This is a genomic window from Oxynema aestuarii AP17, from assembly GCF_012295525.1.
GTDB lineage: Bacteria > Cyanobacteriota > Cyanobacteriia > Cyanobacteriales > Laspinemataceae > Oxynema > Oxynema aestuarii.
The window spans coordinates 3,848,927-3,862,948 of the sequence record NZ_CP051167.1 but is presented as its reverse complement, the minus strand read 5'-3'; the positions used below and the strand labels follow the sequence as shown (position 1 = coordinate 3,862,948).

13 protein-coding genes are annotated in these 14,022 nt (G+C 56.0%); 8 read left to right on the top strand and 5 right to left on the bottom strand.

Features of this window, described 5'->3' with window-relative positions; translation table 11 throughout:
- The first annotated feature begins 19 nt into the window (after window positions 1-19).
- Window positions 20-151 (top strand): hypothetical protein, encoded by a 132-nt coding sequence (locus HCG48_RS26525; protein WP_281362009.1) that lies wholly within the window; start codon window positions 20-22, stop codon window positions 149-151.
- Between the two features lie 175 nt (window positions 152-326).
- Here HCG48_RS26525 and HCG48_RS15640 read toward each other — a convergent pair whose 3' ends face one another.
- Entirely contained in the window at window positions 327-1,181 is an 855-nt protein-coding gene (locus HCG48_RS15640) for a S1 family peptidase (RefSeq protein WP_210437051.1), read from the bottom strand.
- Window positions 1,182-1,634: 453 nt separating this feature from the next.
- Here HCG48_RS15640 and HCG48_RS15635 point away from each other — a divergent pair, with 453 nt between their 5' ends.
- On the top strand, window positions 1,635-2,390 hold the full coding sequence (locus tag HCG48_RS15635) for a choice-of-anchor E domain-containing protein (protein WP_168571913.1): 756 nt from the start codon (window positions 1,635-1,637) through the stop codon (window positions 2,388-2,390).
- 109 nt (window positions 2,391-2,499) lie between these two features.
- On the opposite strand, the gene sbcD is transcribed toward HCG48_RS15635, so the two are convergent.
- The 3 genes from sbcD to HCG48_RS15620 all read right to left on the bottom strand — a co-directional run bounded on the left by sbcD (window position 2,500) and on the right by HCG48_RS15620 (window position 5,013).
- Window positions 2,500-3,804 carry an exonuclease subunit SbcD gene (gene sbcD / locus HCG48_RS15630; RefSeq protein WP_168569986.1) on the bottom strand — a complete coding sequence of 435 codons (1,305 nt, stop codon included), beginning with the start codon at window positions 3,802-3,804 and terminating at the stop codon, window positions 2,500-2,502.
- Window positions 3,805-3,913: 109 nt separating this feature from the next.
- Window positions 3,914-4,687: a phosphoadenosine phosphosulfate reductase gene (gene cysH / locus HCG48_RS15625; protein WP_320415741.1), complete on the bottom strand. Its 774-nt coding sequence runs from the start codon at window positions 4,685-4,687 to the stop codon at window positions 3,914-3,916.
- A gap of 155 nt (window positions 4,688-4,842) precedes the next feature.
- Window positions 4,843-5,013 (bottom strand): hypothetical protein, encoded by a 171-nt coding sequence (locus HCG48_RS15620; protein ID WP_168569985.1) that lies wholly within the window; start codon window positions 5,011-5,013, stop codon window positions 4,843-4,845.
- Window positions 5,014-5,095: 82 nt separating this feature from the next.
- Here HCG48_RS15620 and HCG48_RS26520 point away from each other — a divergent pair, with 82 nt between their 5' ends.
- From HCG48_RS26520 to HCG48_RS15610, 3 genes are all read left to right on the top strand, one after another.
- The gene (locus HCG48_RS26520; RefSeq protein WP_281362008.1) at window positions 5,096-5,230 is read left to right on the top strand and encodes a hypothetical protein; all 135 of its coding nucleotides are present in this window, start codon (window positions 5,096-5,098) and stop codon (window positions 5,228-5,230) included.
- Between the two features lie 161 nt (window positions 5,231-5,391).
- The gene (locus tag HCG48_RS15615) at window positions 5,392-5,676 is read left to right on the top strand and encodes a glutaredoxin family protein (RefSeq protein ID WP_210437050.1); all 285 of its coding nucleotides are present in this window, start codon (window positions 5,392-5,394) and stop codon (window positions 5,674-5,676) included.
- Window positions 5,677-5,808: 132 nt separating this feature from the next.
- Entirely contained in the window at window positions 5,809-7,320 is a 1,512-nt protein-coding gene (locus tag HCG48_RS15610; protein WP_168569984.1) for a UDP-N-acetylmuramoyl-L-alanyl-D-glutamate--2,6-diaminopimelate ligase, read from the top strand.
- Window positions 7,321-7,343: 23 nt separating this feature from the next.
- On the opposite strand, the gene HCG48_RS15605 is transcribed toward HCG48_RS15610, so the two are convergent.
- Window positions 7,344-7,742, bottom strand: a complete 399-nt coding sequence (locus HCG48_RS15605) for a hypothetical protein (protein ID WP_168569983.1) — start codon at window positions 7,740-7,742, stop codon at window positions 7,344-7,346.
- 137 nt (window positions 7,743-7,879) lie between these two features.
- On the opposite strand from HCG48_RS15605, the gene hslO reads away from it, so the two are divergent.
- The 3 genes from hslO to HCG48_RS15590 all read left to right on the top strand — a co-directional run bounded on the left by hslO (window position 7,880) and on the right by HCG48_RS15590 (window position 14,020).
- Entirely contained in the window at window positions 7,880-8,785 is a 906-nt protein-coding gene (gene hslO / locus HCG48_RS15600; RefSeq protein WP_168569982.1) for an Hsp33 family molecular chaperone HslO, read from the top strand.
- 583 nt (window positions 8,786-9,368) lie between these two features.
- Complete coding sequence (locus HCG48_RS15595; protein WP_168569981.1) at window positions 9,369-11,642, top strand: AAA family ATPase; 2,274 nt, start codon at window positions 9,369-9,371, stop codon at window positions 11,640-11,642.
- 74 nt (window positions 11,643-11,716) lie between these two features.
- Window positions 11,717-14,020: an NACHT domain-containing protein gene (locus HCG48_RS15590; protein WP_168569980.1), complete on the top strand. Its 2,304-nt coding sequence runs from the start codon at window positions 11,717-11,719 to the stop codon at window positions 14,018-14,020.
- The last annotated feature ends 2 nt before the right edge of the window (window positions 14,021-14,022 follow it).

The window sequence follows — 14,022 nt, the reverse complement described above, 5'->3', positions numbered from 1 at the left end:
ATGGAGCGGTTTTCAAAAAATGTTTGGACATCCGACCGCCTTCACCTGCCAATTGTTCCCCGGTCAGAGTTTAAATTATGTTAATTTATCTGAAGCGGTGCGATCGCCTTCCCTCAATCTGACCCGGAGCGATCGCGGAGTTGTTTGCTGACTCCCCCACGGCGACCTCGACTGAGCCCGCGATCTGAAGATAGATTTTAGCTATTCTCGATCGAAAATCAATCATTGATGTCGGATCCTGTTTCTGCGGTCTATTCCCCGAAAAACCCCAGGAAATCGCCCCGAACCCAACAAGAATCTAAAATCTAAAATCTAGAATCTAAAATCTAGAATCTCTCTCGAATGCGACACGATGGAATTGCCCAACTTAACGACTCCATTTGTTTGAATAATTCCACGGAAGGTTGAGTTCCATCTTCAAACTTAAAAACATCGATTCCGAGTAAGGGATATTTCAAGCGTCCGTTGATGGCAATTAAGCGACCGGACGCATCTAAAACCGGACCGCCACTCATGCCATTTTGAATGTCATTGGTATAGCCGAGTTGGTAACCGCGTTCGAGCGATCGCGCCGAGTACATCCCGATTTCGCCCGTGGTCAAACGGTAAGCTTTGGTTCCCCAATCTCGGGTACTGGTCAGGGAATCGTCCGAGAAATACCAGTTGGGAAAACCGGAGGCGTAAACCCGATCGCCCACGGAGATCGCCGTCGTATCCCCCCATTCGACCACCGGATAGGGGCGATCGCTGCGAAACTGGACTACAGCGACATCGAGATCGCCAAAATCGAGAGTTTCCAAGCGTTCGGCGTCGTAGCGTTCCCCATCGGCGGTCATCACCGCATAAGCGGGATTTTCTTCGTTGTCGAGGACGTGATCGTTCGTCAAGACAGTGTAGGTGTCGCCGTCGCGATCGACGATCGCCCCGGATCCGGCGCCGCCATCGCTGAAAATCCTCACGGTCACTTGACGGGCAATTTCGCGAACCTGTCCGTCACTCAAAGATTCTGAGATCGCTTCGGCGACCGCATCCGCACAACGACCGAGGGCCCCCGGGGAGGCGATCGAGCCGTCTTCAAGGGTAACCGACGGCCAAGCGATCGCGACGCACAGTCCGGCGATCGCCACGATCGACCTATGGCGCCGGGGGAGCGATCGAAATTTGGGAGAAGGGCAAATCACCAGTTTTGTTCGCGAAAAAAACAGGAGCGTTACTGTTCTAGGGTGCCACAAATCAAACGCTTTGCTGGCTTGGCGCGATCGCCTCGTCGTCCGCATTCCAAGCGGCGCTTAGCTCTGAGTTTCTCGGGGCAAATCTATAATTAAACTCTTCGATCCGATAAAAATCAGTTACAATTTAGGGTATCCCCCTCTTTTTCTGCTTTTAAAATTTTTCTGCTTTTTCATTCATTCTTTTCGCGCCGAAAAAAGCCGGAATTTCCGATTTCCCAGAGTGAGAGGCGATCGATATCGCTGCCCGCGCGGTTGTGCGATCGGCTCTTTCCTGCGATCGTCATCACGGCAGAACCCCCCTATCAAAACCGATACTGAGATCGGAACAGAGCAACAGAAAAGCCCCACCCGCTTTTCTGAGTCCCTATAGAAAATAGAGAGTCTGTATAGAAAGGCACGAATATGTTTTTACAACTGTCCAAATTAAAAATACTTACCCTGGCCACAGGGATGGTATTGCTTCCCAGTGGTATTGCCCGTGCCAGTACCCTATGGACTCCCGTCTACGAAACCGGGTTTGCCAACCGACAAACGAACGGCGTTGAAAACCTCTTTATCGAACAGTTCGACCCGAGTTTAGGAATTCTCAAAACGGTCAAACTCGACTTTAGCGCCGCCTTGGACGGGTCGTGGCAAGTTGAAAACCTCAACGAAACCACCCCCGCCGATTTTATGGCGTTGTACACCGCCGACCTTTCCTTTACCGGGCCCGATGGCCTCGATTTGAGTAGTTTGGCGTCGTTCGTCAGCTTTGACGAAAGTTATACCACCTCGGGCTTATCCGCCTACGACGGTAGCACCGACGGCGACGGAACCTCCGGCGAAACCTTCGAGACGGCATCCAGCAACACCACCGCGATCGAGATCGACGCCCCCTCCCAAGCGGAACTCGCCGCCATGTTTGTCGGCACGGGTCAAGTCGATTTTACAGTGGAAACCGAGGACTCCTCGATGGCAGGCGGACGCGGCGGCGGCAATATGTGGTCGGTCTTCGATACGATCGCCTCTGCCGGGATTAAGGTGTCTTACGAGTACGAAGTCGATTTACCCCGCAAAATTCCCGAACCGACCAGCTTACTCGGATTGGGGTTAGTTTCCGGGTTACTGGTGCTTCGCAAGCGCAAAACCCCGGTCGATTCGCTCTTAGCCAAAAAGTAAAAGCTAAAGGGCGTTGGATACGGAGGTTTTGGGTGCCAGCCTCTTTCCAGAATGACTCGGCGGGTGGGGTTGATTCTGTTAGCTCTCAATAGTTGAGCGTTCCATTGGCCTAGAGCAAGCGCAACTGCGAACTAGTCGCTTGTTCTGCCCGTCCGGAAGAGGCGCCGAGGTGAAGGCTATCTTCTCCGGCTAATAGTCCCCGTGCGGCTTCGAGCAAATCCGCTTCGAGGTCTTTGAGGTCGTCGCGGGTGGCGATATAAGTTTGCAAGGCTTCGATGGGGTCGATGCCTCCAGTGGCGCCGAGTTCGGGAACCCGAGGTCGGGCCAATTGGCTGACGAGTTCGGCTTGGATCGTGTAGCTGTGGGCGTCGGCGAGGCAGTCGTGCAGGGCGAGATTGTCGATCGCGTCGAGGCGATCGCCCGGAATTTGGTAGATCAAACGGACGACGGCATCGCCAATGGAAGCACGGGCGATCGCCCGTTCTAACTCGGCTTGTGGCGCTTCAGCCTCCGAGAGATCGACGCGAATCGTACAGAAACGACGCACCGGGAGGGGACAGAACTCCCAGCGAGCCGATCCGCGCGCTAATTCCACCAGAACGTAACCTTTTTCCTCATTCTGCTCGCTAAAATCCACCCGTTCGATACTCCCGGGATAAACAATCGGGGGATCGTTACTCGGGTTGAGATTTTGGTGACGGTGGACGTGACCGAGGGCGACATAATCGAAATCCGGTCGGCTGAGAGTAGATAGGGGAATCGTAAACCCTTTACCCACGGCGAGAAAACGTTCGGCCCCGAGTTCGGCGCGATCGCTCATCAAATGCGCCAACAACACCACCGGAACCTCCGGATCCAATTGCCTTATTTCTCCTTCGAGGGCCACCCGCAGGCGCTCTACCAGCAGTTGATTGACCTCGGACAGCGATAACCCTTCTGTTTCGTTGCGCGTCATCAGGGTCGATCGCGTCAGCCACGGCAAGGTAATCACCTGCACCGGACCGCTACGAGTTTCCAAGCAGTGCGTCCGCAGGGAATCGCCGACAATAAAGCCCGGTACGCCTAACGTCCGGTAAATACACAAACTCGCCCCCCCTTGTCCTTGGGAGTGCTGGTCGTGGTTGCCCACCAGTAACACCGTGGGAATTTCGGCATCGACGAGCCGCCGAAACTCGCTGGCAAAGGCTTCTTGCACGAATGGCGCTGGGGTGGCGTCGGGGAAGGCATCGCCGCCAAACAAAACTAAATCGACGGGTTCGGCGATCGCGCGATCGATGCAACGCCTCAAGGTCGCGACAAAATCTTCCAGTCGCGTATTAATTCCCGTCTCCGGGTTCACTCGCCCGTGGGAAAACCCACTTCCCATGTGGATATCGGACAGGTGGAGAATTTTAATCGCCTTGGAGGAGTTCATAAGCAGTTAGCCGTCCGTCGTGCTCCATTGTCGCACCGATCGCCGTGCAGTGACGACTAACTGCTGCTTCCTTGTAGATTCAACGGTTCGATCTCAACACTTCAAGGGATTAAAGATGAATGCCGCATTCCATCTTCGCCGAACCGCGCCAACGGCCCGCCCGTTCGTGTTCCCCGGCGGCGACCGGAGTGGTAAGCGGTTCGTCGCCGATGCTGGCATAACCGCGATCGTGCAGGACATTATAAGGCACGCCGTGTTCGATGACATAACCCCACGTTTGATTGCGCGTCCAGTACGCCAGGGGATTGACTTTCAAACGGCCTTTTTTGTCGTATTCAAACACGCCCATATTGGCGCGGCTGGGGGATTGATCGCGACGGCGCCCGGTGATCCAAGCCACGGTGTCGAGATCTTTCAAACCGCGTTCGAGGGGTTCGACCTTGGTTAAATAGTGGAACTTATCCACGGCACGATGCCATAATTCGTCACCGTAACGCAAGGCGAAGGCTTCGCGCGAATCCGCATCTAAGGCTTTGTAGACGTGTAGGTCTAGGTTGTAGCGCTTTCGGGATTGTTCGACGAGATCTAAAGTTTCTTGGAAGTGATGCAAGGTATCGAGGAACAGCACCGGGACCCGACGTTGGGGTTGCAAGTCGCGGTAAAGCACATCCATGATGACCATGCCGCTTACACCGAAAGCGGTCGATTGCACCAAGCCGTGGGGGATATTTTCAATACACCAGGCGAGAATCTCGCGGGGGTGGGCGAATTGAAACTGTTGGTTGAGTTTGTCGATGTCAAATTGCTGACGGGTGGCGACTGGTGCTTCTGGGGTGTAGACCATACTCGCTTGTAGGTTGAATGAAGTCTTAGGGTTTACCAAGGACTATGGTAGCGCAAAAGTCGCATAACTCGATCGGGAATTCGGTTTTTATTTCTAAAGGAGTAGGAAAGTGCTTGTGGGGTAAGGGTTGTAGCGATTAAAAAATTTACCCTAGGGGGGTTGTTTTATTCCCCACCGAGAAAACGGGGATTAATTTAGGCGTTTTGCGATCGGCGTTTCGCGATCGATGTTTGGGTTTCCCTCGGAGCGATCGCCTCCCCGAGGGAGGACGCGGCGCCAAAGGCGCGGGTTCCATTGCGAAGATTATACGGCTTGATGGTGCAACATTGGCGCGAAAATTCGGCGATCGCCCCCGAAAAAAGCACGAAAATGCTCTATTTTTAGATTGCCCACAAAAAAGTTATTTTAACCTTGCAAAAAATATCGATCGCTTTAGAAAATTGACAAGTGCTTTTTATCCTTGAAATCCCCGAATTATCCCGGGCGATCGCCCGGGATCGAACCGCTAAAAGGTATCAAATACAACATTTTTTCAAGCGATCGCCCGTTTACAATCCCCGACAATATCGCAAGTTAATTTAACTTAATCAAGAAACATTAATTGCACGATTCAAACAAAATAGCGAAAACCCTTCCCCGGAAGCGATCGCCCCAAAGACGGCCCGAGGTGGGCGAGTGCGACAGGCGATCGCCCGTAAAATAGGGAAAACCTACATCGGGGCGGCATTGAACCGAGAACGATCGTGCAATTAATTCTCTATAGCAAACCCGGCTGCCACTTATGCGAAGGACTGCAAGAAAAACTCGAACAGATCGACGACTTCCCCTTGGCGATCGAAATTCGAGATATCACCACCCGCCCGGAATGGTTCCAGGCGTATCAGTATGAAGTTCCCGTACTGTGTCGCAAAATCGACGGCGCCGACGGGCCGAGGGAAGAACCCTTACCGCGACCTTCGCCGCGCGCCAGCGTCGGACAAGTGAAGCAAATGTTACAGAAATATTTTCCGAGTGGGGATTCACAATAGCCGCAATCTCAAAAGCGGTGTTAAAAACTCGGGGGACACCAACCCAAAAGAGCCTCAAAATGTAGCTCTGCACGGGGGCGACAGCCTCGCCCTCACCCACTCGGTACTCACTCGACGGGAGTCATTGAAACGATGAAATTAAAAGATTTATTAGTCGGTCTCGGCGATCGCATTCAAGTCAACGATCCGGCACAACTAGAGTGCGAGATTACGGGAGTGACCACCAACTCCCACGCCTGCCAGCCGGGGGATTTATTTATCGGAATGCCCGGAACCCGCGTCGATGGCGGCGATTTTTGGCCGAGCGCGATCGCCGCCGGAGCCGTAGCCGCGATCGTCAGCACGGAAGCGGCGGCCAAAGTGCATCCCCAAGCCCCGGAGGGAGTCCGACCGATCGCCGCCACCGACATGACCCGAGTCTGCGCCGCCGTCGCCAGCGAATTTTACGGCAATCCGGCGCGATCGCTCTTCACCGTCGGCGTCACCGGAACCAACGGCAAAACCACCACCACCCATTTAGTCGAATTCCTGTTAAGTCGCGCCAACCGTCCCACCGCCTTACTCGGAACCTTGTACACGCGCTGGCCCGGGTTCGAGCAAACCGCCATTCACACGACCCCCTTCGCGCCGCAGTTGCACCAACAGTTAGGGGAAGCGGTCAAAGCGGGGGCGCAATATGCGGTGATGGAAGTCAGTTCCCACTCGTTGGCGCAAGATCGGGTGTTGGGAATTCCCTTTGAAGTGGGAATTTTCACCAACTTGACCCAAGATCATTTAGATTTCCACCGGGATATGGAGGATTATTTCGAGGCGAAAGCGCGGTTGTTCGCGCCGGAATACCTCCGAGGACGGGCGGTGATTAACGCCGACGACCCCTACGGTCGGCAATTGATCGAACGGGTCGGGGGCGAACGGGTTTGGAGTTATTCGTTAACCGACGAGTCCGCCGATTTGTACGCCAGCGAGTTGAGTTACGAGGCGACCGGAGTGAAGGGAACGGTTCACACGCCGATGGGCGACGCCGAGTTTAGTTTACCGTTAGTGGGTCAGTACAATTTGGCGAACTTGCTCGCCGCGATCGCCGCCGGGTTGCATTTGGGATTGGATTTGGGGGCGATGGTTGCGGTCCTGCCCGAATTTGGGGGAGTTCCGGGACGGATGGAACGGGTAACCGTGTCTCCGGAGCAGAAAATTGCGGCGATCGTCGATTATGCCCATACCCCGGACAGTTTGGAAAACGTGTTGAAAGCGACGCGCCCGTTTGTCGAGGGGCAATTGATTTGCGTGTTCGGTTGCGGCGGCGATCGCGATCGCACCAAACGCCCGATGATGGGGAAAATTGCCGCCGAATTGGCCGATCGCGTCGTAGTGACTTCGGACAACCCGCGCACGGAAGATCCGGAACGGATTTTAGAAGATATCGTCGCCGGAATCCCCAACAGCGCGGAAGCTTTGGTAATCGGCGATCGCGCCCAAGCCATCCGCACGGCGATCGCCCAAGCTCAACCGGGAGATGGGGTCGTCATCGCCGGAAAAGGACATGAAGATTACCAAATCTTGGGAACGGAAAAAATCCATTTTGACGATCGCGAACAAGCGCGTCTGGCGCTGGCGGAGCGCTTTGCAGCGCTTCCCACGGGCTGAGAGCGACGATCGCCTTTGCCGGGTTAGTGCGATCGGCTGCGTTGTTTGGCGCTCAAAAACTCGCGCAACCGCAGTAAATTCATCGTTTGCCCCAAATTGAGGGGGAGTAAGGAAACCCCTTCCAAACGGGACTGAATCCAACCGTCTCCCCAATACCATTCGTGGAAGCCGTCGATTCCCTCGCTCAGTAACAAGCGCAATCCTTGGGAGTCGGCGACTTCGACTTCGTGGGCGATCGCGATCGGGCCGATGTGGGTTTTAAATTGAGTCCCGACAGTCAAGCGATCCGGTAAACCCCTGTCCAAACGAGCGGGCCACAACCACCGTTCCAACTCGGTCGGATCTAACAAACTCTCGCGAATGTCCTCTTCGGAGGCTTCGATTTCAATTCTCAATTGGCTTTGTTGAAAATTGCCTAACATGACTTAACTCCGTCCCGGGGATCTTTTTTAGTATGGCAGAGGAGTTCGAGGGTTCGGGCGATCGCCCAACATCAGACCAATTTTAAGATGATTAAGATAAATTAAGAGTAAAATCTGTTAAGAATTGTAAGGTCTTCATGGCGGATCGGTTAATTAGAGCAACGGCAGCAGACGGCGGCATTCGGGCAGTGGGCGTCATTACCACCCGCCTCACGGAAGAAGCCCGCCAACGGCACGATTTATCCTACGTGGCGACGGCAGCCCTCGGGCGTACTATGTCCTCGGGTTTGCTGCTCGCGTCGAGCATGAAACGACCGCAATCGCGGGTCAACATTCGCGTCAAAGGCAACGGACCGTTAGGCGGGATTCTCGTCGATGCGGGACTCGACGGCACCGTGCGCGGTTACGTAGACAATCCCGGCGTCGAACTGCCGCCGAACCAGCGAGGTAAGCTCGACGTGGGGGGAGCAGTGGGAGCCGACGGCTATCTCTACGTGATTCGAGACGTAGGCTACGGCTATCCTTACTCCAGTACCGTCGAACTGGTTTCGGGGGAAATCGGCGACGACGTGGCGAACTATCTGGTCACCTCCGAACAAACTCCATCGGCGTTGGTCGTCGGCGTCTTTGTCGGCGCCGGAGGGGTGGAAGCCTCCGGGGGGTTGTTGCTGCAAGTGATGCCCAAAGCGGCGCGGGATGAAGAACTCGTCGCGACCTTAGAACAGCGCGTCGGTCAACTGCGCGGATTCACGCCCTTGTTGCAAGCGGGGAAATCCCTCAGCGATATCTTGCAAGAACTGCTCGGCGATTTGGGATTGGAGATTTTGCCGGAACCGCAACTGGTGCGTTTTCACTGCGGCTGTTCCAGCGAGCGCATGTTAGGGGCGTTGAAATTATTGGGCGAAGCCGAACTTCAAGACATGATCGAAAAAGACAATGGTGCGGAAGCGACCTGTCATTTTTGTGGCGAAGTTTACAATGCAACCGAGGAACAACTGGCAGAACTGATTCATGATTTACAGACAAACTCGTCGGTAAATTGAGATAATCTCGAACAGAAAAACGCGGTTACGATCGCCGAGCGATCGCAACCGCGAAGGGTCCGTTAACCATTGAAAGCGAGGGGAGAGTTTGAAGGCGATCGCCTCGAATTCAGGGTCGGGATCGCGGGGGGATCGGCCACCGGGGGGTTGCATGGCAACGGCGATCGCCCCTCCCCACCCGGCTCGCTCCTTCCGAATTCTTCCCGATCCTTTTATACTGAGGGCGGAGTGCTTTTTTTCCTAGAGGATCGGCGACTTTTAACGGCTTCGATCGCCCCTCAAAGCGGTCGTAAACCTCGCCGAAATGACCGAACCCGGAAATTTCTAAATCAGGCGTGTAGAGAAGTAAAGAACCCAAATCGTGCAAAATAGTGCATCGAAAAACGCAGATCGGGCAAGAGGTTGGGACATCTGAGGCAAAAGATCGAGACTAACAAGCAGCGAATATGGACTGCCGTTCTTCGTTGAATTTGGCTCTGGGAGAAAGCCCGACAGTATTTTGCCCTCTCAGACGCGAGCAGTCGCACGACGGATCGCCCTCGACGCCAACGCGGCTGCTGCACGAGATATTAATCGGTAGGCTATGACTAACAATCACGAACTTCCAGATCGCTGGCAAGCAGCACGCCCTTCCAATTCCGATCGCCCGGACTTGTGGTCGGGATTGTCGGATCGGCCTAAAGGTGCGTTTGCTCGACGAGCGGCAAACATGGCCTGGGACGGCGCGGCAACGCCGAGCCATCTGGCAGCTTCTCATTCCCCCGGCGATTCTGCGCCCCTGTCGCCGCGCGAACGAGACTCGGCAGTCTCCAAGAGCGCACCCCCGGGGAAACTCAATTCCCGACGACCGCGAAGACCGCGACCGGAAACTCCCCGCCCCCTGTGGATGAAATGGGTCACTAGTTGGCCGTTTTGGGCGCTGCTGACCTTGGTGGTCTGCGGGGGCTTGGGGACGGGAGCGTTGATGATGTTGTTGCGCCTGCCCGCCATTCCGAACTGTAGCGAGCATTTCGGGATGATGTCCTCCGCAGGCGATCGCCTCTACTGCGCCCAACGGGCCGCCAACCGCCAAAATGCGGACGGCTTGCTCGACGCGATCGCCATTCTCAACAAATTGCCCCAGGATCACCCCTTACGCCCGGAAATCAACCGACAGATCGAAAAATGGTCGGTTCAACTGCTGGATTTGGCCGAAGAAACCTTTAACCAAGGTAAATTATCCGAGGCGATCGCCGTCGCCCGTCAAATCCCCACCGACGTCCCCGCCGCGAACTTGGTCGAGGAACGGATCGCTCGCTGGGAGTCGATTTGGAAAGAAGCCGAAGATCTCTACAAAAAAGCCGAAGACGCCTTAGAAAAAGAAAACTGGGGACAAGCCTACCGCTACTTACGCCAGTTACCCGCCCTCGATAACACCTACTGGGCGACTACCCAGTACGACGCCCTCGCCCAAGCGATCGAAACCACCCGGGAAGACGGCAATATTCTCAATAAAGCCCGGGATTTGGCCGATCGCGGCGGTATCGACAACCTCAACGAAGCGATTAAAATCGTCGAGCAGATCGATCCGAAAAGTAAAGTTTATAAAGAATCGCGCAGTTTAATTAACGATTTGGCGAAGCAAATCCTCGCCTTAGCCCGCCAGCGCTTGGACGAGCGCAATTCTCAAGATGCGATTTACATCGCCCGCCAAGTACCCGCCAATACCTCGGTCAAGAAAGAAGCGGAAGATTTTGTCGAGTTGGCCCGAGCCCAAGGGATGGCATGGCGTTCGACGGTGCAATCGTTGGAAGACGCGATCGCCAAAGCTCGGCAAATCGGATCCGATCGCCCCTTATACCGAGAAGCCCAACAGTCGATCGCCCAGTGGCAGCAAAGCATTCAAGATGTCGGCTATTTAGAACGGGCGCGGGATTTAGCCCAACTCGGCAGCGTCCGGGATCTGCGCGCCGCCATTGCCGAAGCCCAGTTAGTGCGTCAGGGCAATCCCCAATGGCAGGAAGCGAAACAGGAGATCGATCGCTGGAACGAACAAATCCAAATTACCGAAGACCGCCCCTACTTGCAAAAAGCAACCGATCTGGCTCGCTACGGCGATCGCGCCTCGTTGATGTCGGCGATCGAGATCGCCCGGAAAATCCCGAGCAATCGGGCGCTGCACGACGAAGCCCAAGGGAAAATCGATGCCTGGACCGACGAGATCGAACGCATGGAAGACCAGCCGACCCTCGATCGCGCCTGGGCCGCCGCCGACCGGGGAGATCTCAAAGCGGCGATCTCGATCGCGGAAACTATTTCTCCCGGTCGGTTGCTCTATAGCGAAGCGCAATCGGCGATCGACGTCTGGGAAGGTCAAATCCGCGACGGGCAATTACTCGATCGCGCCTATAAAATTGGGGATGCGGCGGTGACTTCGATCCAGTTGACCGAGGCGATCGATACGGCCAACCAAATCTCGACCCTCTCTCCCTTGCGCGCTTCCGCAGATGCCGCCATCGACGATTGGAGTCAGCGACTGCTCGATCTCGCTCAAGAACAATCGGTCTACGATCTCGAAGCGGCGATCGAACTGGCGCAAAAAGTGCCTTACTATTCCTCGGTGTACCGACAGGCGCAAAACCAAATCGAAGGTTGGCAGTTGCTGCTCGAACCTCCGCCGATTCCCGAACCCGACGTCGCCACGCCGAGTCCTCAAACCCCCGCGCCGACGGCCACCCCCAATCCCTTACCCGTTCCTACGGACGAGGGAGAACCGAACCGGGCCGAGGAAACGAATGCGGCGTCTAACTCGGGCAGCAACCCGCGCAATGGCGATCGCGCTAATGACGACGGACCCCGGATCGATTTTATCGATTGAGGGCGATCGCCACTGCCGAGACCGACTCGATTTAGAGTTAGGATCGGGGTAAGATCTGCGTATTTTCCCTTCCCATGAAGGACATCGACTCCCCGATCGCCGAGGCGAGCGCTCACGTGACGGCAGTAGCGCGGGAAATCCTCTTTGACGGTCGCCCCCCTTTGTTGACGGCGATCGCCAAAGCCCTCGACCGTACCACCGCCGACGCGATCGCCGACGGCGCCGCCCGCTATGCCGCCCAGTTCCTCCGACACTACGGCGTCCTCCGTTTTTTGGGCTGTAATGCGGTCGTTCCCCTGACCGCCCGACAGTTCGACGTGCAGCTCGTCCTCGCCGGGAACCGCGACGAGGGCTTCGTCGCACCTTCGCCATCCGCCGACGGGCGATCGGCCCTGGAATTGGCCGATGCCATTCCCTATTTGTTAGTTCTCGGTCCGTCCGGCTCCGGTAAATCCACGGTTTTAAAAACCATCGGCGTCGAAACCCTCGCGGGTCGCAAACTCGGGCAGATTTGGAAACAATCTTATCTCCCCGTTTATATCGAGTGTAAAAGCTTTACCGACCCCAAACTGCAACTGCAAAAAGAAATTGCCGAACGCTTTCGTCGGGTTGGCTTTCCGTCCCCGGAAAAATTGACCGAAAAAGCTTTAAGTGCTGGTCGATTATGTATTATACTAGATGGAGTCGGCCAAGTTGCCGGAGCTACCGCCCGGAAAACGATCGCACAAATTGAAGAGTTTATCGGCCAATATCCGAAAAATCGCTACATTGCCAGCGACCGTCTCGGCTTCGTTCCCGGCGCGCCGACCTTGCCGGAACCCGCCGCGATCGCCCGCTTGCTCGATCTCAATGCCCGACAGTTTCAGTCCGTGGCGATCGCCCCCCTCGACGATCGCCAGTGCCACCATTTGAGTTCCCTGTGGTTCGAGCGCACCGGAACCGAGCGATCGCGGCGCAGCGCCTTTTGGCACGACCTCGACCGCCTCAACCAGGGGGCCGCCCGAAACCTGGCGCGCACCCCTCTCGGCGCGATCTTACTCTGCTGGGTCTACGCGCGATCGCAACAGTTACCCGACGACGCCAGCGCTTTGTACGCCCGGGCGATCGACCTGCTCCTCGATCGCGCCTTGAGCGAAACCGAGGCGATCGCGGGCGCGCCTCTCCCCTGCGCCAATCCTCGCCAACGAGCGATCGATTGGTTGTCCGAACTCGCCTATCGCGGCTTAGTCTCCAATTCCTTTTGGTTTTCTCCCTCGGAAATCGGCAACCATTGCCCGCCGGAACTCAACCCGGATCCGAGGGCGATCGATCCGGTCGCCGCGATCGGTATTGGGTCGGGGATCCTACACGACCTCGACCCCGAAGAATGCGCCTTTTCCCATTTAAGCTTGCAAGAATATCTCAGTGCTCGCTACATCCAACAGCACCGACTCAGTGCCCAAACCGCCAACGAGTTGTTACTGTGCGAACAATGGCAAGCAGTCTTCTTATTTTTAGCGGGGATTCGCCAACCGAAGGCGGATAAATTACTGCTGCTGATCGAAGCCGCAGGGCGCGCCTTCGTCAGGTCGAGCAAAGTCAAAAGCTTGCTCCAGTGGTGCGATCGCCTCGCCGATGGCATTCGCGGCCCGTACAAACCTAGCGCCCGCCGCGCCGCCGCCCTGTTTCTAATTTTGGCGATCGACAGTACCTTAAAACCCCCCAACGCCGAACGGATGACCGACGCCGCCCGAGAACTCGGCGCCGAAATCGACTTGCTCGCCGGGAACGATCGCGCCGTACAGGCAGCCCTCGACCTCGCCCAAATCTTAGAACTCGACGCGATCGCCCCGATCTCCCGCGCCCGCCGATCGGCCCGCGAACTGACCCGAAACCTTACCTTTGCCCGCCATCGCGCCTTAGACCTCGATCGCGGCGCCCGGGAACTGACCCGAGATCTCGCCCAAAAACTCGCCCGCGATCGCGCCCGTCAACTCCCCTTCGATGTAGACTTTGCCCTCAAGCGCAATCTCGATGTCGCGGTCGATCGCATCCGCGATCTGGCCTTCGTCAGCATATTGGCCCGCGAACTCGAACAAATGCAATTATTCGAGAACGGATCCCGGCTCATCGAAAGCTTAGAAGTCTTCCAACTGGCTATTCCCAGCGATAACGACTCCTGCGAGATTCATTTCGGTTTCCGCGATCGCATTCGTCAAAGCTGGTCGGTCGCCTGGGAGTGCGATCCCCAGTGGCTCGACCTCTCCGACGCCGAACGACAGGAACTCGCCGACTATCTACGCGCCAATTGGACGATCGTGCGCTGCTACCAGGTGGCGCGGGACGTCACCCCCACCACCTGGAAGGTGATCGAAGACCGAATGCTCTGTTGCGATTGAGC

Excerpts from the sequence above, each read along its gene's own strand:
- HCG48_RS26525 (WP_281362009.1), top strand. The coding sequence starts at position 20 with ATGTTTGGACATCCGACCGCCTTCACCTGCCAATTGTTCCCCGGTCAG.
- HCG48_RS15635 (WP_168571913.1), top strand. The coding sequence starts at position 1,635 with ATGTTTTTACAACTGTCCAAATTAAAAATACTTACCCTGGCCACAGGG.
- sbcD (WP_168569986.1), bottom strand. The coding sequence starts at position 3,804 with ATGAACTCCTCCAAGGCGATTAAAATTCTCCACCTGTCCGATATCCAC.
- HCG48_RS15610 (WP_168569984.1), top strand. The coding sequence starts at position 5,809 with ATGAAATTAAAAGATTTATTAGTCGGTCTCGGCGATCGCATTCAAGTC.
- HCG48_RS15605 (WP_168569983.1), bottom strand. The coding sequence starts at position 7,742 with ATGTTAGGCAATTTTCAACAAAGCCAATTGAGAATTGAAATCGAAGCC.
- hslO (WP_168569982.1), top strand. The coding sequence starts at position 7,880 with ATGGCGGATCGGTTAATTAGAGCAACGGCAGCAGACGGCGGCATTCGG.
- HCG48_RS15595 (WP_168569981.1), top strand. The coding sequence starts at position 9,369 with ATGACTAACAATCACGAACTTCCAGATCGCTGGCAAGCAGCACGCCCT.
- HCG48_RS15590 (WP_168569980.1), top strand. The coding sequence starts at position 11,717 with ATGAAGGACATCGACTCCCCGATCGCCGAGGCGAGCGCTCACGTGACG.